Origin of the sequence: Streptomyces calvus, assembly GCF_006782915.1 — a bacterium.
Classification (GTDB): domain Bacteria; phylum Actinomycetota; class Actinomycetes; order Streptomycetales; family Streptomycetaceae; genus Streptomyces; species Streptomyces calvus.
The window spans coordinates 64,988-85,145 of record NZ_VCNP01000008.1 but is presented as its reverse complement, the minus strand read 5'-3'; the positions used below and the strand labels follow the sequence as shown (position 1 = coordinate 85,145).

Annotated in this window: 11 protein-coding genes and 1 tRNA gene; 5 read left to right on the top strand and 7 right to left on the bottom strand. The window is 70.2% G+C overall.

All coding sequences use genetic code 11. From position 1 onward, the window contains the following. Nucleotides 1-68 precede the first annotated feature (68 nt). Nucleotides 69-142 (top strand) — tRNA-Pro (locus tag FGW31_RS03245). A 97-nt stretch (nt 143-239) separates the two neighbouring features. On the opposite strand, the gene FGW31_RS03240 is transcribed toward FGW31_RS03245, so the two are convergent. Both FGW31_RS03240 and FGW31_RS03235 read right to left on the bottom strand, forming a co-directional pair. After that, the gene (locus FGW31_RS03240) at nt 240-962 is read right to left on the bottom strand and encodes an SMI1/KNR4 family protein (protein WP_142191780.1); all 723 of its coding nucleotides are present in this window, start codon (nt 960-962) and stop codon (nt 240-242) included. Nucleotides 963-1,083: 121 nt separating this feature from the next. Continuing rightward, nucleotides 1,084-10,182 (bottom strand): golvesin C-terminal-like domain-containing protein, encoded by a 9,099-nt coding sequence (locus FGW31_RS03235; RefSeq protein WP_142191779.1) that lies wholly within the window; start codon nt 10,180-10,182, stop codon nt 1,084-1,086. Nucleotides 10,183-10,471: 289 nt separating this feature from the next. On the opposite strand from FGW31_RS03235, the gene FGW31_RS03230 reads away from it, so the two are divergent. Both FGW31_RS03230 and FGW31_RS03225 read left to right on the top strand, forming a co-directional pair. Continuing rightward, complete coding sequence (locus FGW31_RS03230) at nt 10,472-11,134, top strand: NUDIX domain-containing protein (RefSeq protein ID WP_142191778.1); 663 nt, start codon at nt 10,472-10,474, stop codon at nt 11,132-11,134. A gap of 103 nt (nt 11,135-11,237) precedes the next feature. Further along, nucleotides 11,238-12,218 carry an aldo/keto reductase gene (locus FGW31_RS03225; RefSeq protein ID WP_142191777.1) on the top strand — a complete coding sequence of 327 codons (981 nt, stop codon included), beginning with the start codon at nt 11,238-11,240 and terminating at the stop codon, nt 12,216-12,218. 16 nt (nt 12,219-12,234) lie between these two features. Here the strand turns inward: FGW31_RS03225 and FGW31_RS03220 are convergent, their stop codons facing one another. From FGW31_RS03220 to iolC, 5 genes are read right to left on the bottom strand one after another with little or no spacing between them, the layout of a single operon-like run. Continuing rightward, on the bottom strand, nt 12,235-13,020 hold the full coding sequence (locus tag FGW31_RS03220) for a GntR family transcriptional regulator (protein WP_142191776.1): 786 nt from the start codon (nt 13,018-13,020) through the stop codon (nt 12,235-12,237). 50 nt (nt 13,021-13,070) lie between these two features. Beyond that, nucleotides 13,071-14,942 carry a 3D-(3,5/4)-trihydroxycyclohexane-1,2-dione acylhydrolase (decyclizing) gene (iolD, locus tag FGW31_RS03215; RefSeq protein ID WP_142191775.1) on the bottom strand — a complete coding sequence of 624 codons (1,872 nt, stop codon included), beginning with the start codon at nt 14,940-14,942 and terminating at the stop codon, nt 13,071-13,073. Further along, entirely contained in the window at nt 14,939-15,832 is an 894-nt protein-coding gene (gene iolB / locus FGW31_RS03210; protein ID WP_142191774.1) for a 5-deoxy-glucuronate isomerase, read from the bottom strand. Before iolB ends, iolD begins: the two co-directional genes overlap by 4 nt. A 28-nt stretch (nt 15,833-15,860) precedes the next feature. Continuing rightward, nucleotides 15,861-16,736, bottom strand: coding sequence for a Cgl0159 family (beta/alpha)8-fold protein (locus FGW31_RS03205; RefSeq protein ID WP_142191773.1), 876 nt, complete (start codon nt 16,734-16,736; stop codon nt 15,861-15,863). A gap of 13 nt (nt 16,737-16,749) precedes the next feature. Beyond that, nucleotides 16,750-17,742, bottom strand: coding sequence for a 5-dehydro-2-deoxygluconokinase (gene iolC / locus FGW31_RS03200; protein ID WP_142191772.1), 993 nt, complete (start codon nt 17,740-17,742; stop codon nt 16,750-16,752). Nucleotides 17,743-18,061: 319 nt separating this feature from the next. Here iolC and FGW31_RS03195 point away from each other — a divergent pair, with 319 nt between their 5' ends. Next, nucleotides 18,062-19,081, top strand: a complete 1,020-nt coding sequence (locus FGW31_RS03195; protein ID WP_142191771.1) for a sugar ABC transporter substrate-binding protein — start codon at nt 18,062-18,064, stop codon at nt 19,079-19,081. Next, the gene (locus FGW31_RS03190) at nt 19,081-20,157 is read left to right on the top strand and encodes an ABC transporter permease (RefSeq protein ID WP_142191770.1); all 1,077 of its coding nucleotides are present in this window, start codon (nt 19,081-19,083) and stop codon (nt 20,155-20,157) included. The genes FGW31_RS03195 and FGW31_RS03190 overlap by 1 nt, the downstream gene beginning before the upstream one ends. Nucleotide 20,158 lies beyond the last annotated feature (1 nt).

The window sequence follows — 20,158 nt, the reverse complement described above, 5'->3', positions numbered from 1 at the left end:
GGCGCGGGGCCCGGTGTGGGGTAAAGTTCTCTTCGCGCGATCACGCGGTTCACCGCACGTGAGCGCACCGGGACGTGGCGCAGCTTGGTAGCGCACTTGACTGGGGGTCAAGGGGTCGCAGGTTCAAATCCTGTCGTCCCGACTTTGCGAAGTCGCAGGTCAGAGGCTGTGTCGGAGTACACCGACACAGCCTCTCGGCCGTTTCCGGGGACCGTGCGCGGCCCCCGGGAGGACGTCGGTCAGGAGCCGCGCTCCCAGCGCCCCGGGACGGTGCGCCGGATGCCCTCCGTCACCTCGTCCGTACAACCGCGCACGTACAGCCAGCTGAGATCCTCCAGACCGTCCCGCCGCAACAGGCATCCCGGCCCGGCGTACCAGCGGACCGGCGAGTCGTCGGGGCCCACCCACATCGGGTAGTCCGGGACGTCCACCCGCGTGAACGCGGCCTCCAGGGCCGACAGGGAACTCGACGGCAGCTCACAGGCGTCGTGCAGCCCGCGCCCCGGTGCGGCGTCGGCGAACAGGGTCTCGCTCAGGACCAGTTCCACCCAGGCGGTGGACATCCGGTCCAGGAACGGAATCCAGCCGTCGGGTGACTGTACGACGACGGGCGGGTCGTCCTGCTCCACCTCGTCCAGCGAGATGCCCCACCAGGCGCAGTCCTGGTTCTCCCGGCGGAACACCAGCACCCCGTCCTCGACGAACAGGCCCGTCGGCTGGAGCAGCGGGTCCTGGTTCCTCGTCAGGTCGTCGCGCGAGCCCAGCAGGAGGAAGCCCTCGCGGAGAGCGGAGGGCAGGACGAAACCCAGTTCCTGTTCGGCCGCGTCCAGGTCCTCCGTCGGTGAACCGTGCCCTGCGGCGACGGGGACGCCGACCCACTCCGCGGCGAAGGCACGAAGGAAATCCCAGGCGTGCCGAGGGCCCTTGACCCCGCCCCTCAGCTCAGCCGCCACGTCGAACATGGAAAAAGCCTACCTTTCATGAAACAGCCGGTCATGCCGTGGGCCGGCTCCCGATCGGTCGGGAACCGGCCCACGGTCCTATGTCAGGGACAGGGGCCGCCGGGCCCCTGTCTCCGGGGAATCAGAACCATTCGACCTTGCCGGCCTGCTTGGTGTACCGGCCCAGCAGACCGGACGGACCATAGACCTCCAGGCTGTCCAGATCGAGTTGCTCCGCGTACCCGGCAATGGAGTTCCTGCAGAAGTTGCAGGTGCCGCGGTCGGTGTACATCTTCGCGTTGCCGCCCTTGAGTCCCTTGGCCAGAGCCTGGGTGACCATGTCGCCCTCGGCGTGGTCCTCGTAGGACGTGGCGGTCATCCGGTGTCCCTTCCCGGGGAAGGGGACCGGCCGCTCGAACCGGCCGTTCTGCCCGTAGACCGACGGTCGGCCGCCGTCGAAGTCCAGCCGGCCGAGCGTGTTCCTCTTGGTCTTGCTGTTCAGGGCATGGGCCGCGTCCTCGTCCGCGACCGACTTCATGCCCATGTCCTTGCGCATCTGGGCCAGTTCGGCCTGGACTTCACAGTTCGTGGCGTTGTGGACGAGGACCTGGGTCCCGCCGACCTGCACGAAGTAGGTGTTGACGCCCGAAACCGTGAGGTTGTGGACGCGCTCGGAGCGGTGCGCCTGGTCGATCGCGGTGATCTGGACCCAGGTGCCGGACGCGGTGCGCAGCCACATCCCGGACTCGAGGTCACCCGCCTCGACCCACTGACCGTAGTCCGGCAGCCAGAACGGGTGGCCCGCCGTCGCCGTGATCTTGCCCGGCTTCGCCTTCCCGTCCTCGCCGTCCCGGTCGACGGTCAGGGTGACCAGCGGCTCGTCCGTGTCGTGGCTGCGGGTGTCGATCACCGTCCGGGCCCGGGTGTCCCCGGTCTCGGGGTCCGTGGCCAGGACCTCGTCACCCAGCTCCAGCGACTCGATGGCCTTCGAGCCGCCGTCCGCCAGCACGATCCGGGTGCCCGCCACGAAGCTCTGCCCCACCGGGCAACTCGCCTCGGGCTTCTTCGGAGCGGCGGGCTCCTCCGCCTTGGGCTTCGGCGGGGTCGCCACGTCACCGGCGTTGTCCACCGTCTTGCGGGTGTCGTTCGCCGAGTCGACGGCGTCGATGCCCTTCTTGGCGTACTTGCCGGCCTTCACCGCGGTCGCCGCGTACCCGGCGAACGGGATCGCCGAGCTCATGGAGAGCGCGGCGTCGGCGTAGTTGCCCTCGGCGGCGTACCAGATGCCGTTGGCCACGTCCGCGACCTCGCCGACCACGGGGACCAGACCCACGACGTCGAGCGCCGCGTGGCCGATGTCGGACAGCGAGAGCCCGAACAGGTGGCCGTCGAGTTCGACGAACGTGATCGGGTTTCCGCCGGCGAAGGCGTAACGGTTGCCGGTGAACGGGTCGGTGGCCAGCGCCATGTCCGACATGGCACCGCTGTACGAGTCCCGGGTCAGGAAGCGGTTCAGGCCCGGGTCGTAGTTGCGGAAGCCCATGTCGTACGTGCCCGAAGGGCCGTCCCAGCGGGAGGAGTTGAAGCGGAAGGAGTTGTAGTCGTCCTTCGCCCCCTCTTCGCCGCCGTCCGTGCCCGGCTTGTCCGCGCCGGTCATCTGGGACTCGTCGGCCGAGCCGTAGGCCGTGTAGCCGTAGGTGGCGCGGGTCCTGCCGTCCTCCTTCGTGATCGCCTCGACGTCGCCGCGCGGACTCGTGACGAAGTGCGAGTACTCCTTCGTGCCGTCGTCCTTGTGCTTGACCTGGGTGGAGCGCTGACCACCGGCCAGGTACTGGTAGTCCTTGTCCGGCTTGCCGTCGACCGCCTCACGCAGGAGCGTGCTGTCCAGGCCGAGGTAGGTGAACGCCGTGGTCCTGCCCTCGGTGCCGGTGGTGGTCTGGGAGACCGTCCGGTCGAACGGGTCGAAGACGTACGACGTGGTCACCGCGGCGTCGCCCACGCCCGCCCGCACCTTCACCGTGCGGTCGAAACCGTCGTAGTAGTACTTCTCGCTGGTCTGGCCGCCGGCGCTGACCGTGTCGAGACGGCCCAGCGGATCGTAGTTGTACGTCGCCGTGACGCCGTTGGTCGTCGCCGACAGCAGCCGGTTGCGGTCGTACCGCTGGGTCGTGGTGGCACCGTCGACCGTCTGCTCGACGACGTTGCTGTTGCGGTCGTACCGGTAGGACTCGGTCGCCGGGTCGTCACCGGCCTTGTCCACCTCGGTGATCCGGTCCTGCGGGTCGTAGGTGAAGGAGTACGTGTTGTTGATGTAGGCCGAGTTGTCGTCGGCGTTCATCAGCTTCAGCGTGTCCTTGGAGCGGTGCCCGTTGAGGGAGTACTCCAGGTCGTGCTGGGCCACCACCGTGCCGCCCGACGTCTTCTCGAGCGACTGCTTGACCGCGCCGTCGAGGTAGTACGCCATGTCGAGCGTGTTGCCGTTGGGCTTGGTCTGCTTCAGCAGCTGCCCGCGGCCGGTGTAGGTCATCGTGGTGATCTGCTGATTGCCCGCGGTGGGCGAATCGGCGTTGGTCACCCTCCTGACCAGGTCCCGCTCGTCGTACTCGATCTTGGACCAGGTCAGGTCGTGGGTGGACGTGAGCGGGTGACCGTTCTCGTCGTAGGTCAGCGCGGTGGTGTTCTTCACCGTGCCGGCCGCGAGTTCCTCGACCTTGGTGATCTGGTTGAGACCGTCGTACGCGATCCGGTAGGTGTCGATCTTCGCGCCCGGCGAGAGGTCCCTGACCTCCACCTTGTTGCCGTTGGCGTTGTACTTGTAGGTGAAGGACTTCTTCTCGTCGTCGGTGTCGCCGGAGTTGGAGCGGACCAGCTTCACCGCGTCCGCCAGGACGGTGCCGTTCGCCGCGTCGGTGACGGTGACCTTCTGCGGGCCGTCCTCGACGAACGCGTACGAGCCGAGCGAGATCCACTCACCGGTGCGCTGCGTCTGGTCGACCGTCTTCGTGGCACTGCCGCCGTCGTGGTCGACCCGGAACTTCGCGTCCGTGGCCGCACCCGTCATCCTCGGGTGCCGCACGAAGACCTCGTACGTGCCGTCCTGCGGGATGTTGAGCTGCCAGGAGAACGAGGCGGAGCCGTCACCGGCGGCGTGCGAGTAGGTGTCGTAGCCGTACTCCTGCTCGGCCTGCGTCCGCGACCAGTTGCCCTGGGTCGCGGTGTTGTTGAAGTCCGAGCTGTCGACCAGGACGACGTGCCGGCCGACCGGGACACCGTCGTCCGAGCGGGCCTTCTCGTTGCCGGACGGGTAGTACTCCCACAGCATGGTGCGCTGCTGGGAACCGCCCGCCGAGGTCAGGGTGTTCCTGGTCTGCTGGCCGAGCTCGTTGTAGTCGTAGGACGTGGTGATGTCCCACGGGTCGGTGGTGGTCTCCGTCCACCCGTTGTCGAAGTAGGTGTACTTGGTGACGTTGCGGACCGACTGCCCGTCCGACGGCGGAGCGGAGACCTGGCTGAGGTTCCCGACCTCGTCGTAGAAGTAGAAGGTCGAGTCGGGCGACGAGTAGCGGACGTCGTCCTTGTCGAACGGCGAACGCTCCTCCTTGACCCGGTTCAGCTCGTCGTAGACGGTCTCCGCGGTGAAGTCCGTGGTGTCGTCCGTCGTGGCGACACCGCGCGGAGTGATCGTCTTGGTCTGGTTGCCGACCTGGTCGTACTCGTACCGGGTCGTCCGGTAGGTGATCTCGCCCGAACCGTTCTCGCTCACCGGCGACTTGGACTCCACCAGGGCGCCGCGCTCGTCGTACGTGGCGAGCGACTCGTTGCCCTCGGCGTCCGTGTACGCGACCTGGAGGCCGTCCTTGTCGTACCGGACGGAGGTGGCCCACTCGAGCGCGTCGATCGTCCGCACGACCCGGTGGTTCAGGTCGTACTCGTACCTGGTGGTGTAGTCGTCGGGGTCGGCGGTGGCGTTCTTCCGCGGGTCGACGACCTTGACGACGTTGCCGACGCTGTCGTACTCGAAGGTGGCCCGGTGGCCCTCGGCGTCCACCGCCTCGACCGGCTGGTACACCGTGTCGTAGCGGGTCGTCGTGGTGAAGTCCCCGGCGGTCGCCGTCAGGTTGCCCTGGGGCTCGGTCACCGTCAGGACGTTGCCGACCTTGTCGTACGTCGTCGTGGTCGTGCGGCCCGGATCCGTCGCCTCGTCCCCGGGGGCGACCGTCTCGGTCACCTGGTCGGCCTTGTCGTACACCGAGGTCGTCTCCGACCCGTTGGGCGCGTAGGCCGTGGTGATGTTGTCGTTGGCGTCGTACTCCGGGGCCGGCGTGACGACGAACCGGCCCTGGCTCTGCTTGACCGGCTCCTTCTTCTCCAGCGGCCGGCCGTAGACGTCGTAGGTCTGGGTGACCTCGGCGTCCTTGGCGTTGACGACCCTGGTGACGTTGCCCCGGACGTCGTACTCGAACCGCGAGGGGTGGTCGAGGGGGTCGAGGATCGTCTCCGGGTAGCCGACCGGGTCGTAGTCCCGGTACTCGGTGTCGTGGCCGTTGGCGTCGATCTCCTTGGTGACCCGGCCGTACGCGTCGTACTCGGTGCGGCTGGTGTAGTCACCGCCGATCTCGGTGCTGGCGACGCCCTTGGGGTCGGTGACCGAGGTCAGGTTGCCCTTGGTGTCGTAGCCGAACCGGTAGGCGCGGCCCTCCGGCGACGTCTTCTGGTGGAGGTCGGCGATGTGGCCGTTCAGACCGTAGGAGTAGGTGAACGTCCGCGCCTCGGTGCCGTTCTTGTTGGCCTCGGCGTCCCTCTGCTCCAGCGGGTAACCGGTCTTGGGGTCGTACGCCCAGGTGGTGACGGCCCCGTTGGCCTCCTCCAGACGCGTGACGTTGTTGTCCGCGTCCCAGCCCAGCTTCGTCGTCTCCGACTTGGCGTTGGTGATGGTGTTGGGCCGGCCGTAACCGTCGAGCGACTGGACGGTGGCGTTGCCCTCGGCGTCGGTCACCCGGGTCTGGACGAACGAGCCCGCCGTGCCGTCCGGGTCGGTGTACACGTACCCCGTGTCATGGCCGAGGCGGTCGGTGATGGTCTGCGTGTTCCAGTGGAACTTCGGGTCGTCGCCCTCGCTCGGGTAGTAGTAGTCCAGCGAGGTCGAGTTGCCGCGCGGGTCGGTGACGGCGACCAGCTTGGCGTTCTTGTTGCCCTGCTCCATGTCGTACGTGAAGCGGAACACCTTGGGCTGCGCACTGCCCGCACCGTCGGTGAGGGTGGTGAGCAGGCCCTGGTCGGAGTACCCGAAGGTGATCTTCCGCCCGGAGACGTCGGTCATCGACCTGACGTGGTCGATGATCTTCGGGTTGTTGGTGTCGGCCTTCGTGTAGTACTCGACCGTCAGGGTCTGACGCGCGGACGGGTCCTCGATGTACGTGAGGAACTTGACCGGCTTGTTGTTCGACCGGCGTTCGGCGTACGTGTACGTCTGCGTGTTGCCGTTCTTGTCGACGATCGACGTCAGGTAGCCGTCGCAGTCGAAGAAGAACTGGGTGCGGTCGGGGCGGGTCAGCGACCAGGCCCTCGGGTCGCCGTCCTTGTTCGGCACGCAGTCCGTGCCGGTGCCCTGCCGCAGCAGGTAGTGCACGCCCGCCGGGGCCCGCCACGTCCCGTCGTCCTGCTTGCGGAAGACGTGCGCGGTGCCGTCGCCGTCGGGAAGGGTGACCTCGGTCGGGTCGGGGTTGGGATGGAAGTCCAGCGCGGCGCCCAGGCGCAGCGGCATCGCGGCCTGGGCCGACCAGCCGTGGCCGAGGACCGTGTCGGAGGTGTCCTGCGAGTTGTACGCGAACCGGGCGAAGGTGGCGATGCCGCGGCCCGGGTTGGAGAACGCGTTGTACTGCCAGACGCTGTTGCCCGCGTACAGGTTCGTCATCAGCGACGAGCCGGCACCGGTGTTCTTGCCCGCGTAGGAGTAGAACTTCTCCAGGCCGAGCTGGTTGGAGGTCGGGTCCTCGGTGCGGATGTTCTGCGCCAGCGGCGCGATGCCCTCGGCGCCGGACAGCCAGGTGCCGGTGGTGGTGTTCTTCAGGTCCCACTTCAGCACGTAGTCCAGGCGTTTGTTGCCGGAGTCCGAGTTGATCGGGGCCTTGAGCCTGGCCGGCACGGTGACCGAGTCGCCGGGCAGGACCTCGCCCGGCAGCGCCGTCTGCAGCTGGTTGCCGCCCGTGGTGGCGTCGGTGCCGTCCGGGAGCGACCACGTGTAGGACAGCGCGTGGCTGCCCGCCGCCCAGGTGCTGGTGGTGGTGTTGGTGAGCGTGACGTCGACGGTGTACTCGTCACCCGGGATCATCCGGGACGGCGTGTACGGGGCGTGGTACGTCGCCTCCGTCGACTTCGTCAGATACGTGACGACCAACTGCGGGCGCAGCTGCGGTTCCTCGGCCTCCGAGGAGAGGAACAGCGTCCGCTCCCGCGGGCCCGCCGTCGACTCGTCGCGCAGCCTGACCGCCACGCCGTGGTTGCCGGAGGGGTCGGAGATCCAGCTCTGCGCCAGCGAGGTGATGTACCAGGACTGCCGTGCCGGGTCGTTGGTGACGGTGCCGACCGTGTCGGAGACGGCCGCGTCCATGTCGCCACCGGCCGTCGTCCAGGCGGTGGTGGCGTCCGCCTTCGTCCAGGACGCGGTCGCCTCGTCGAAGTCACGTGTCAGTCCGTGCGCTTCGTAGACGGCGCCGCTCGAGTCGGTGGAGGTCTGGAAGCCCCACATGTTCAGCTGCGCCTCGAGGACCCGGGCGTTGCCCGGGATGTCGGCGACGGAGGGGAACTTCAGCACCGCGCGGGTGGTGCCGTACGTGGCCGAGTTGTTGCCCACCGACAGCCACGGGTGGGAGACCCCCGCGTCGGTGAGCGTGTCGTGACCGGTGGTCGGCTGCGCGGAGGAGAGCGTGGTGTCGCTCTGCCCGGACTGGAGCACCACCGTGGTGCGGCCGGCCTTCGGCAGCCGGACCAGTTCCGTGGCGGACGGCAGGACCTGTCCGCTGCGGGTCTTCACCGCCACCATGTAGTAGTACGCGTCGCCGAACTCCTCGGCGGAGTCGGCCGGGGTGGGCCGGGCCGAGGTGTCCGTGTAGGCGCGGGTGTCCTTGGGGACCGGCGAGACCAGGGTCTGCGAGGACGGCGTGAAGTGCTGGAAGACGCTGCGGTGGACCTGGTACTCGACGATGTCGTCGCCCGGGGCGGTCGACGGGTCGGTGTACGCGGGCCAGCTCAGCTCGGCACCGGTGGAGTGGACGACCTTGGGCGGGTCGACGTCGACGCCCTGGTCGCCCCAGGTGAGGACCAGCTTCGGATAGTTGGCGACCTCGCCCTTGTAGGCGTACTCGGCGGCCTCGTAACGCGGGCCGCCCTTCGGCGCGCTGGCCGACTCGTCGGCGGCCTTCACCACGAAGCCGTGGTTGTCGTACGTGCCGTCGAGCCACTGCTGGACGGTTCTGGTCACCGGGAAGGAGTGCCAGGTGTTGACCGCCTGCGGCTGCTTGGTGACCACACCGCCCTTGGTGAAGCGCACGGCGTCCGCGAGGACGGCCGTGGACGTCGAGGCGGGGCCGTCGCCGAGCACGACCCGGCCGGTGGTGCCGGCCTTGAACGGGTGCTTGCCCAGCGGCTTCCAGACGCCCTCGGTGCCCGCCCGCTGGTCGACCTGGTACGTCCTGCTGCCGCCGTCGTACGCCACCGTGTAAGGCGCGTCGGCGGCGCGGTCGGAGGCCGGGACGTAGTGCACGTCGACCTGGTACTCGCCGTCCTCGGGGAGGCTCGGCTGCCAGGTGTACGTGTCACCCGCCGTGGTGTCCTTGTTGTACCGGTAGTCCTGGCCGACGGCGTACTGGGTGTACGAGGTGTTGCCGGAGGTGGGCCAGGCGCCCCGGGCGGCCGTGGTGCCGGAGTCGCCGTCGTCGACGACGACCGACGTGCCGGACAGCTCACCGGTGATGCCGTTCGCGTTGGCCCACGTGGCGCCCGACTCGGTCCACGCCGTGGTGGCGCGGTGCGCCTCCAGTCGGACCTCGGTGGCGCCGGTGGTGTGGGTCTGGTCGTAGTACAGCTTCAGTTCGGCCGAATCCAGCCGCGTGCCGGCGGGTATGCCGGACAGTCCGAACCGCAGCAGCGCACGCGAGGAGCCGGTGCTGGTGTTGCCGACCGAGAGGCGCCAGAGGTCGGCGTAGTTGGCGCTCGGATCGTCCGAGGAGATCATCGCGTCGGCGGACTGCGACGGCGTCGGCGCGATCGTCACCGTCGGGTCGACCGTCACCGGGTAGCGGCGCTCCGGCGCCGCCAGCCACTTCGCGTCCGGCTTCAGGGTGACGCCGTACGATCCATCCCCGCCGGTGAGGACCTGGCGGACGGCGTCGGTGCCGGCGGTGCCGTAGGCCGAGGCGGTGTCCTTCTTCGCGTCCGTCATGAACGGCGCGGGGATCACCAGCGCGGGAGTGCCGACGGGGGAGTTCTCGCCGTACAGCGAGATCGTGCCGTTCTTCTCCGACTTCGCGGTCAGACCGCCCGTGGTGAGCGTGAACTCGAAGGACGGGGTGTCCTCGGGACGCTCGTTGAGGACGATGTCCTCCTTCACGCTGCCGTTGCCGACGGTGTAGGAGAGGTCGATCCCCCGGCCCAGGGCGTTGCGGTAGGTGACCTTGTTGCCGTCGACGGACGGGGTCAGCTTCGCGGCACCGGGCTTCTTCAGGCCGATGGCGACCCAGTGGCCCTCGTCGAGTTCGAAGCGGACCAGCTCACCGGGGCGCGAACCGAAGTAGGTGCGGGCGAGGTTGGTGGTGTTGGCCTTCTCGAAGCCCTTGCGGCCGGTGTCGGTGACCGCGGTGTCGATGGGCTTCCACTCGGCGTCCTCGCCCTTGCCCTTGCGGTACGCGGTGGGCGTGGCGGAGACCTCGGACTGGATCCGCCCGTCCGACATGCGCCAGTGACGGGAGTGCGGCGTCCGCCGTTCCGTCAGCTCCTCGACGCGCTTGGCCTTCGGCGCGTTCCTCGGCTTGGCGAGCTTGTCGTCGGCGGGGACGTCGGTGTCGGGGAGTTCCGGCGGGGCAGGCGGATCGGTGTCCCGGCCCGAGAAGAAGTCCCGGAGTCCCGTGGTGAGCCGACCTGTGTCGGGTGGCGCCGCGAACGCCGGTGTCATCGGCGCGACGGTCGCGAGGACCGCCAGCGCCGCACTCGAGGCCAGGAGCCGTGCGGCCCGTGGTCTGTGCATCGGTTTCCCTTTCGAGGGACCAAGGACCGGCTGCCGGACGGCAGTCGGCAGCCGAGGTCCTAACAAAGAGCACCCTGTGCATGTCAATCACACGGACCAATCGCCCAACTCACCCGAAAAGCGCGGAGGTTGAGGTCTGAAGTGCTGTTTTGCCTCCGCTGATCACGGACCCGCCGTCCGGGCAGGCGACGAGATCAAGCCACGTCCGTCGCGCCCCGGATATAAAGGCGGGCATGACCACTTGTCCCACGACCTGCCCGTGCGCGTCCTCCCGTGAGGCGGCCCGGCGATGACCGCCGGAGTCGACACCCCGGACCGCCGGGGCCGCACCGGACTCGACCGCACCGGTCGCGACCTCACCGGCAACCCCCGCGTCCGCATCCGCGACGTGCAACTGCTCTCCAGCCACTGGTACGTGGAGCGGACCACGACCTTCGAATTCCAACACGCCGACGGCACCTGGAGCACCCAGGAACGCGAGACGCACGACCGCGGCAACGGCGCCACCATGCTCCTCTACGACGCCGAACGCGAAACCGTCCTGCTCACCCGCCAGTTCCGCTTCCCGGTGTACGTCAACGGCCACCCGGACGGCATGCTGATCGAGACCCCCGGCGGTCTGCTCGACGACGCCGACGAGCACCCGGAGGTCGCCGTGCGCCGAGAGGTCGTCGAGGAGACCGGCCACACCATCGGCCCCGTCCAGCACGTCTTCGACGTCTACATGAGCCCCGGCTCGGTCACCGAACGCGTCAGCTTCTACGCCGCCGCCTACGGCGCCGCCACCCGCACCCACGAGGGCGGCGGACTGGACGAGGAGGGCGAGGACATCGAGATCCTCGAACTGCCCTTCCGGCGGGCCCTGGAGATGATCCGCACCGGAGAGATCAACGACGCCAAGACCATCATGCTGCTCCAGTGGGCGGCCCTGGAGGGCCCCTTCGCCCGCTGAATCCCCAGGCGCCCCGCCACGCTTGACTTCGCGTGCGCTCCAACAGGAAGACTCCCGTTCGGTTGCCCCGACCAGGGGGCGCCGAACAGGAGGGACACCAGCCATGAAGTACCGCACCATCGGCACCGGCCCGCACAGCCGCCGGGTGAGCGTGCTCGCGCTCGGCGCGATGCTGTTCGGGTCGGTGACCGACGAGAAGACCTCCTTCGCGCTGCTCGACCGCTATGTCGAGGCCGGCGGGAACTTCATCGACACGTCGGACAACTACGCCTTCTGGGTCGACGGCGGCCAGGGCGGGCAGAGCGAGGAACTGCTCGGCCGCTGGCGGCGCAGCCGCGGCGTCGGCGACGGGATCGTCGTCGCGACCAAGCTCGGCGCCCGCCCCCTCGCCCCCGGCACGAGCTTCACCGACAACCCCGAGGGCCTGTCCGCGAAGGTGATCCGGGAGTCCTCCGAACGCAGCCGCGAACGGCTCGGCACGGAACGGCTGGACCTGCTGTACGCGCACATCGACGACCACACCGTCCCCCAGCGCGAGACCGTCGAGGCCTTCGGGGCGCTGGTCGCCGAGGGCACGGTGGGGCTGCTCGGGGTGAGCAACCAGGCCGTGTGGCGGGTGGAACGGGCCAGGGCCCTCGCGGCGGCGGCCGGACTGCCCGGCTACGAGGTCCTCCAGTACCAGCACAGCCTGCTGCGCCCGCGCACCGACATCCCCGACGCCCTCTTCCCCGACGGCAGCCTCGGCCACGCCGGCCCGGAACTGGCCGGCTACCTGCGGGCCGAGCCCGCCCTCACCCTGGTCGCCTACTCACCGCTGCTCAAGGGCGCCTACACCCGCCCCGACCGGATCCCCGGCGACTACGACCACCCGGGCACCCCGGCCCGCCTCGCCGTGCTGCACGACATCGCCCGGGAGACCGGTGCCACGCCGAACCAGGTGGTGCTCGCCTGGCAGATCGGCCACACGATGCCGATCCTCCCGCTGACCGGCGTGTCGTCGCTCGCCCAGTTGGAGGAGAACCTGGCCGCGGTGGACCTGGAGCTGTCGGCGGAGCAGCGCGCCCGGCTGGACGCGGCCCACTGAGCCGTCGGCCCGCGCCTCAGGGCCTGACCAGCAGCTGGAACTCGAACGAGTACCGGGACGCGCGGTAGATGTGGGTGCCGAACTCCACCGGCCGCCCGGTGTCGTCGTAGGCCGTGCGCTGCATGGTGAGGAGCGCCGCGCCCTCCTTCTCGTCCAGGCGGGCCGCCTCGTCGGCGGTGGCCGAGCGGGCACCGACGGTCTGGCGGGCGCTGTGCAGCGTGATGCCGGCCGAACGCATCATCCGGTACAGGCCGGTCGACTCCAGACGGGCGCTGTCGAGGGCCAGCAGGCCGGGCGGGAGGAGGTTGCACAGCAGGGCGACCGGCTGGCCGTGGGTGCTGCGCAGTCGCTCCAGGAGGACCACCTCGGCGCCCTCGGCCAGCCCGAGGGCCGCCGCCACGTCGGCGGACGCCGGGACCGTCTCGTTGCGGACCACCCGGGTGGCCGGGGCCTGCCCGGCGGCCTCCAGGTCGTCGTAGAGGCTGCTCAGCTCCAGCGGACGTCTGACCTGGCTGTGCACCACCTGGGTGCCCACCCCGCGCCGCCGGACCAGGAGTCCCTTGTCGACGAGGGACTGGATGGCCTGGCGGACGGTGGGACGGGACAGGCCGAGGCGCACGGACAGGTCGACCTCGTTGCCCAGCAGGTTGCCCGGGGCGAGGACCCCGTTCTCGATCGCCGCCTCCAGCTGCTGTGCGAGCTGGTAGTACAACGGCACCGGACTGCCCCGGTCCAGGGCGAAGTCCAGCGTGCTCAGCGCGGGTTCGGCCGCGGCACGTGCGGGGTCACCGGTCTTCGCCATGGACGTACCTTCCTGGTGCGGACGCGGACGGGAGTGAGGGCGGGGCGGTGCTACAGGTGGCGGCGGCGGTCGGCGACCTTCGCGTCGTACCGCTCGCGGGCCCGGACGGCGGCCTCGCGGCCGGCGACCTCGGCGACCGGCACGTCCCACCAGGCCTCGGCCGGCGGAGCGGTGGGGGCCGGGTCCGTCTCGACGTACACGCACGTCGGCCGGTCGGAGGCGCGGGCGCCGGCCAGCGCGTCCCGCAGTTCCCGTACCGTCTTGGCGCGCACCACGTCCATGCCGAGGCTCGCCGCGTTGGCGGCCAGGTCCACGGGCAGCGGGGCGCCGGTGAAGGTGCCGTCGGCGGCCCGGTGCCGGTAGGCGGTGCCGAAGCGTTCGCCGCCGGTCTCCTCGGACAGACCGCCGATGGAGGCGTAGCCGTGGTTCTGGATCAGCACCAGGTTGACCGGCAGGCCTTCCTGGACGGCGGTGACGATCTCCGTCGGCATCATCAGGTAGGTGCCGTCGCCGACCAGCGCCCACACCGGCGTTCCGGGAGCCGCCTGCTGCACGCCCAGGGCCGCCGGGATCTCGTAACCCATGCAGGAGTAGCCGTACTCCAGGTGGTACTGGCGCGGGCTGCGCGCACGCCACAGCTTGTGCAGGTCGCCGGGGAGCGAACCGGCCGCGTTGATCACCACGTCCTCGTCGCCCACGACGTCGTCGAGCGCGCCCAGCACCTGCGTCTGCGTCGGCACGGCGTTGTCGTCGGCGGCGCGGTAGGCGGTCTCGACGACCCGCTCCCAGCGCTCCTTGCCGGCCCGGTACGCGGACACGTACGCCTCGTCGACCCGGTGTCCGGCCAGCGCCTCGGTGAGCTGTTCCAGACCGGTCCGCGCGTCGCACACCAGGGTGCGGGCCGCCAGCTTGTGCGCGTCGAAGCCGGTGATGTTGAGGTTGAGGAAGCGCACGTCCGGGTTCTGGAAGAGGGTGCCGGAGGCGGTGGTGAAGTCGGTGTACCGGGTGCCGACGCCGATCACCAGGTCGGCGGTGCGGGCCAGTTCGTCGCTGACCGCCGTACCGGTGTGGCCGATGCCGCCGAGGTCGGCCGGGTGGTCGTGGCGCAGGGAGCCCTTGCCGGCCTGGGTGGAGGCGACCGGGATGCCGGTGGCGTCCGCGAACGACTTCAGTGCCTCCTCGGCCTCGCTGTGGTGGACGCCGCCGCCCGCCACGACCAGCGGCCGCCGAGCGGCCCGTACGGCCTGGACCGCCGCCGCCAGCTCCACCGGGTCCGGGGCGGGACGGCGGACGTGCCAGACACGCTCGGCGAAGAACTCCTCCGGCCAGTCGTACGCCTCCGCCTGCACGTCCTGCGGCAGGGCCAGCGTCACCGCGCCGGTCTCGGCCGGGTCGGCGAGCACCCGCACGGCGTTCAACGCGGACGGGATCAGCGCCTCCGGGCGGGTGACGCGGTCGAAGTACCGCGACACCGGCCGCAGCGTGTCGTTGACGGACACGTCGGCGGACACCGGGTGCTCCAGCTGCTGGAGCAGCGGGTCGGCGACCCGCGAGGCGAAGTAGTCGCCGGGCAGCAGGAGCACCGGCAGGCGGTTGACGGTGGCCAGGGCGGCCCCGGTCACCAGGTTCGTCGCGCCGGGCCCGATGGACGTCGTCACGGCCTGCGCCGAGAGCCGGTTCAGCTGGCGGGCGTAGCCGACGGCGGCGTGCACCATCGCCTGCTCGTTGCGGCCCTGGTGGTACGGCATGACGTCGGCGCACTCGACCAGCGCCTGGCCGACGCCCGCCACGTTGCCGTGGCCGAAGATGCCCCAGGTGCCCGCGATCAGCCGGCGCCGCACGCCGTCCCGCTCGGTGTACTGGACGGCCAGGAAACGCACCAGTGCCTGGGCGGTGGTCAGTCGGCGGGTGGCGGCGCTCATGCGGACCTCTCCGGGGCGGTGTAGAGGGGCAGTCGGGGGTCGACCGGCTGGTCCGGCCAGGTGCCGCGGATCCAGGCGTGGTCGGGGTGGTCGCAGATCAGCCAGGCGCGCTCGGCCTCGGGGCCGGCCATGACGTTGAGGTAGTACATGTGGTGGCCGGGCACGGCCATGGACGGCCCGTGCCAGCCGTCCGGGATGAGGACCACGTCACCGTCGCGGACCTCGGCCAGCACGTCCGTCTCCCGGCCCGGACCGGAGGGAGAGACCCGCTGGTAGCCGAGGCCGGGCGTGCCGTCGTGGCCGGCGAACTCGAAGTAGTAGATCTCCTCCAGCACGGACTCCTCGCCCGGCCGGTGCTCGTCGTGCTTGTGCGGCGGGAAGGAGGACCAGTTGCCGCCGGGCGTGATGACCTCGACCGCGATCAGCTTGTCGCACTCGAACACGCCCGCCGCGCCGAAGTTGTTGACCTGTCGGGAGCAGTTGCCGGTGCCGCGCAGTTCCACCGGGACGGCGGAGGCCGGACCGTAGCGGGCGGGCAGCCGGCGGGTGCAGCGGGCGCCGGTGAGCGCGAACCGTCCGCCGGCCGCCGAGGACACCGTCGCGCGGGCGTCGCGCGGCACGTAGGCGAAGTCGGTGACGCCGTCGAACACGCCGGTGCGGCCGGTGAGTTCGAAGCTCTCGTGGCCGAAGTCGTCGGCCGCGGTGACGGTGCAGCCGCCGCTCAGCGGCAGCACGATCCACTCGCTGTCGCCGGTGTCGAAGGCGTGCGTGCCACCGGGCGGCAGCTCCAGCACGCGCAGGCTCGAATAGCCCCAGCCCGCCGTCTCGGGGGTCACGTCGACGAGGTGGGGGCCGGAGCGGGCCTTGCCCGCGGGAAGGTGATACGTCATGCCATGCCTCCGTCTTCGAACGGGCTTCTCACAACAGGCCGACGGCCGTGTCGACCGCCGTCTCCACACTGCCGTCGGCCGGATAGAGCAGCGAGCGCCCCACGACCATGCCCTGCACGGTGGGCAGCCGCAGCGCCTTGCCCCACCGCTCGTACGCCGCCTCCTGGTCGCCGACCTCGCCGCCGAGCAGGACCACGGGCAGCGTCGAGGTGCGCAGCACCGCCTCCATGTCGTCGACGTCGTCGGTGACCGGGAGCTTCAGCCAGGTGTAGGCGGAGGTGCCGCCCAGACCGGAGGCGATGGCGATGGAGCGGGTGACCGCCTCGGCCGACAGGTCGTTGCGGACGCGGCCGTCCACCCGGTGCGAGATGAACGGCTCCACGAACACCGGCAGCCGGTGCTCCGCCATGGCGTCGACGGCGCGGGCGGCGGACTCCAGGGTGGTCAGCGAGCCACGGTCGGCATAGTCCACGCGGAGCAGCAGCTTGCCGGCGTCGAAGCCGAGCCGGGCGATGTCCTCGGCCCGGTGGCCGGTGAAGCGGTCGTCCATCTCGAAGTCCGCCCCGGCCAGGCCGCCGCGGTTCATGGAACCCATGACGACCTTGTTCTCCAGGGCCCCGAGCAGCAGCAGGTCCTCCAGGATGTCGGCGGTGGCCAGCACCCCGTCCACGCCCGGCCGGGACAGGGCGATGCACAGACGTTCCAGCAGGTCGGCGCGGTCCGCCATGGCCAGGGACCGGCCGCCGACGCCGAGGGCGCCCCGGGCGGGGTGGTCGGCGGCCACGATCATCAGCCGGCCGCTGTCGCCGATCAGCGGACGACGGGCCCGCCGGGCGGCCGCCTCGGCGACGGCCTCCGGGTTGCGGGCCCGGACCGCGGTCAGATCGGGAATGCTGAGGTTCAACGAAGGGCTCCGTTCAGGGCTGGCTCGGCAGGCCCGCCGCGTGCGGCGACGCGGCCCGCGCGAGGAGGTCCGCGACCTCCGGTACGGTCGGCATGGCGGACGAACAGGCGAGGCGCGAGGCGACGAGGGCACCGGCCGCGTTGGCGTGGCGCACGGTCCGCTCCAAGTCCCAGCCCGAGAGCAGCCCGTGGCAGAGCGAGCCGCCGAAGGCGTCGCCCGCGCCGAGGCCGTTGACCACCTCCACCGGCACCGGCGGCACCTCGGCCCGGGTGCCGTCGCGGTGCACGGCGAGGACACCCTTCGGCCCCTGCTTCACCACGGCCAGCTCCACGCCGGCCGCCAGCAGCGCCTCGGCGCAGGCCCCGGGCTCACGCTCCCCGGTGGCCACCTCGCACTCCGCCACGTTGCCGACCGCGACCGTGGCGTGCCGCAGGGCCTCGCGGTAGTAGGGGCGGGCCTGTTCGGGGTCGCGCCAGAACACCGGGCGCCAGTCGAGGTCGAACACGGTGGTGCCGGCCCGGTTCCGGGCCTCCAGCGCGGTGAAGGTGGCCGAGCGGCTCGGCTCCTCGCTCAGACCGGTGCCGGTGACCCAGAGGATCCCGGCCGCGCGGACGGCGGCCAGGTCCAGCTCGCCGGGGTGGATCTCCAGGTCGGGGGCCTTGGGGCGGCGGTAGAAGTACAGGGGGAAGTCGTCCGGCGGGAAGATCTCGCAGAACGTGACGGGAGTGGGGTACGCGGCGACCGGCGTGACCCAGCGGTCGTCGACGCCGAACTCCCGCAAGGCGTCGTGCAGGTAGCTGCCGAACGGATCTGCGCCGGTGCGTGAGACGAGTGCCGCGGAACGGCCCAGTCGGGCGGCGGCAACGGCCACGTTGGCCGCGGAACCGCCCAGGAACTTCCCGAATGTCTCCACTTGGGACAGCGGAACGCCGGTCTGCAGCGGGTAAAGGTCGACCCCGATGCGGCCCATGGTGATCAGGTCGAAATACTGTGGTGAGTCGGCCATCGATCGACGCTCCTCGAGGTGCTGGGGATGCGGGTCCCAGGACGCCCTGCCACGGTGGGGACGAGCATTCCAGGGACCTGCTGCCTCCCAGGTGTAGGTCTCGGAGGGCGGCGATGTCAATAGTTTGTACTTACATTCGGACTAGCTCGTGAAATGATGTCTTAACAAAGTATTGACAGCAGGCGGTTCTGGGGATTGGATCGCGTCCCAGCACGACCGCCGTGTTCCATGGCACACCACCCGGACTCCCGAGGCTCCGGGCACCGGATCCTCGGACTCCCGCCCTTTCCCCCGCGTAGCACAGTGAGGTGCAGGACAGATGGACCGCTCTTCTCACATCCGCCTCCGCAGAGTCGCGCCGTTCACCGCGGTCGCGGCGGCAGCCGCCCTGGCCCTCGCCGGCTGCTCCAGCGGTTCCGGCGGCAAGAAGGCCGAGGAGGGTGGTGCCGACGCCTCGGCGGGCAAGGCGAACACGCCGCGCATGACGGTTGCCCTGGTCACCCACCAGGCTCCCGGCGACACCTTCTGGGACATCGTCCGCAAGGGCGCCGAGGCCGCGGCCGCCAAGGACAACGTCAAGCTCGTCTACTCCGCCGACCCGAACGCCGGCAGCCAGGCCACCCTGGTGCAGAACGCGATCGACCAGAAGGTCGACGGCATCGCCGTCACCCTCGCCAAGCCCGACGCGCTCAAGGACGTCATAGCCAAGGCGAAGGCCGCCGGCATCCCCGTCGTCGGCCTCAACTCCGGCCTGAGCGACTGGAAGGACCTCGGACTGCTCGAGTTCTTCGGCCAGGACGAGTCGGTGGCCGGCGAGGCGTTCGGCAAGAAGCTCAACGAGGTCGGCGCGAAGAACGCCGTCTGCGTCATCCACGAGCAGGGCAACGTCGGCCTGACCCAGCGGTGCGACGGCGTGAAGAAGACCTTCGAGGGCAACACCCAGATCCTCAACGTCAACGGCACCGACATGCCGTCGGTGAAGTCGACGATCACCGCCAAGCTGAAGCAGGACTCCGCCATCGACCACGTCATCACGCTCGGCGCCCCCTTCGCGCCGACCGCCGTGCAGTCGGTGGGCGACGCGGGCAGCGAGGCGAAGGTCGCCACCTTCGACCTCAACAAGGACCTCACCAAGGCGATCGAGGCCGGCGACATCGAGTTCGCCGTGGACCAGCAGCCCTACCTCCAGGGCTACCTCGCCGTCGACGGCCTCTGGCTCTACAAGAACAACGGCAACTACAGCGGCGGCGGCGAGCAGCCGGTGCTGACCGGCCCGGCCTTCGTCGACAAGTCCAACGTCGACGCGGTCTCCGAGTACGCCGCGAAGGGCACTCGGTGATGAGCATGGCCCAACAGGCTGAGCCGGCGGTGAACACACCGCCGGCCCCCGGCCCGCAACAGACCGACGGCCGCACCGCGCGGCGCCCGCTGCCGCTGCGCCTGCTCGCCCGGCCCGAGGTCGGCGTGTTCCTCGGCGCCGTGGCCGTCGTGGTGTTCTTCCTGTTCGCCGCGCCGCCGGTGCGCGACGGCAGCTCCATGGCGAACATCCTGTACCAGTCGTCGGTCATCGGCATCATGGCACTGCCCGTGGCCCTGCTGATGATCGGCGGCGAGTTCGACCTCTCGGCCGGTGTCGCCGTCGTGGCCTCGGCGCTGACCGCCAGCATGCTCAGCTACCAGCTCACCCTGAACGTGTGGATGGGCGTGATCGTCGCCCTGGCGGTCTCCCTGGGCATCGGAGCGTTCAACGGCTGGATGCTGGTCAGGACCGGGCTGCCGAGCTTCCTCGTCACCCTCGGCACCTTCCTGATCCTCCAGGGCGTCAACCTCGCGGTGACCAAGCTGGTCACCGGCAACGTCGCCACCGACAGCATCGGCGACATGGACGGCTTCGACCAGGCCAAGGCGATCTTCGCGTCCAGCTTCGAGGTCGCCGGCGTCCAGGTGAAGATCACCGTGGTGTGGTGGCTCGTCTTCGCCGCCCTCGCCACCTGGGTGCTGCTGCGCACCAAGTACGGCAACTGGGTCTTCGCGGTCGGCGGCAACAAGGACTCCGCCCGCGCGGTCGGCGTCCCCGTCACCTTCACCAAGATCTCGCTGTTCATGCTCGTCGGCTTCGGCGCCTGGTTCGTCGGCATGCACAACCTGTTCTCCTTCAACACCGTCCAGTCCGGCGAGGGCGTGGGCCAGGAACTCATCTACATCGCCGCGGCGGTCATCGGCGGCTGCCTGCTGACCGGCGGCGCCGGCAGCGCGATCGGCCCGGTCTTCGGCGCCTTCATGTTCGGCATGGTGCAGCAGGGCATCGTCTACGCCGGCTGGAACCCCGACTGGTTCAAGGCCTTCCTCGGCGTGATGCTCCTCGGCGCCGTCCTCATCAATCTGTGGGTCCAGCGCACGGCGACCCGGAGGTGAC

Coding starts and splice junctions, on each gene's coding strand:
- FGW31_RS03190 (WP_142191770.1), top strand. CDS start 19,081: ATGAGCATGGCCCAACAGGCTGAGCCGGCGGTGAACACACCGCCGGCC.
- FGW31_RS03220 (WP_142191776.1), bottom strand. CDS start 13,020: ATGGCGAAGACCGGTGACCCCGCACGTGCCGCGGCCGAACCCGCGCTG.
- FGW31_RS03240 (WP_142191780.1), bottom strand. CDS start 962: ATGTTCGACGTGGCGGCTGAGCTGAGGGGCGGGGTCAAGGGCCCTCGG.
- FGW31_RS03225 (WP_142191777.1), top strand. CDS start 11,238: ATGAAGTACCGCACCATCGGCACCGGCCCGCACAGCCGCCGGGTGAGC.
- FGW31_RS03195 (WP_142191771.1), top strand. CDS start 18,062: ATGGACCGCTCTTCTCACATCCGCCTCCGCAGAGTCGCGCCGTTCACC.
- iolC (WP_142191772.1), bottom strand. CDS start 17,742: ATGGCCGACTCACCACAGTATTTCGACCTGATCACCATGGGCCGCATC.
- iolB (WP_142191774.1), bottom strand. CDS start 15,832: ATGACGTATCACCTTCCCGCGGGCAAGGCCCGCTCCGGCCCCCACCTC.
- FGW31_RS03230 (WP_142191778.1), top strand. CDS start 10,472: ATGACCGCCGGAGTCGACACCCCGGACCGCCGGGGCCGCACCGGACTC.
- FGW31_RS03235 (WP_142191779.1), bottom strand. CDS start 10,182: ATGCACAGACCACGGGCCGCACGGCTCCTGGCCTCGAGTGCGGCGCTG.
- iolD (WP_142191775.1), bottom strand. CDS start 14,942: ATGAGCGCCGCCACCCGCCGACTGACCACCGCCCAGGCACTGGTGCGT.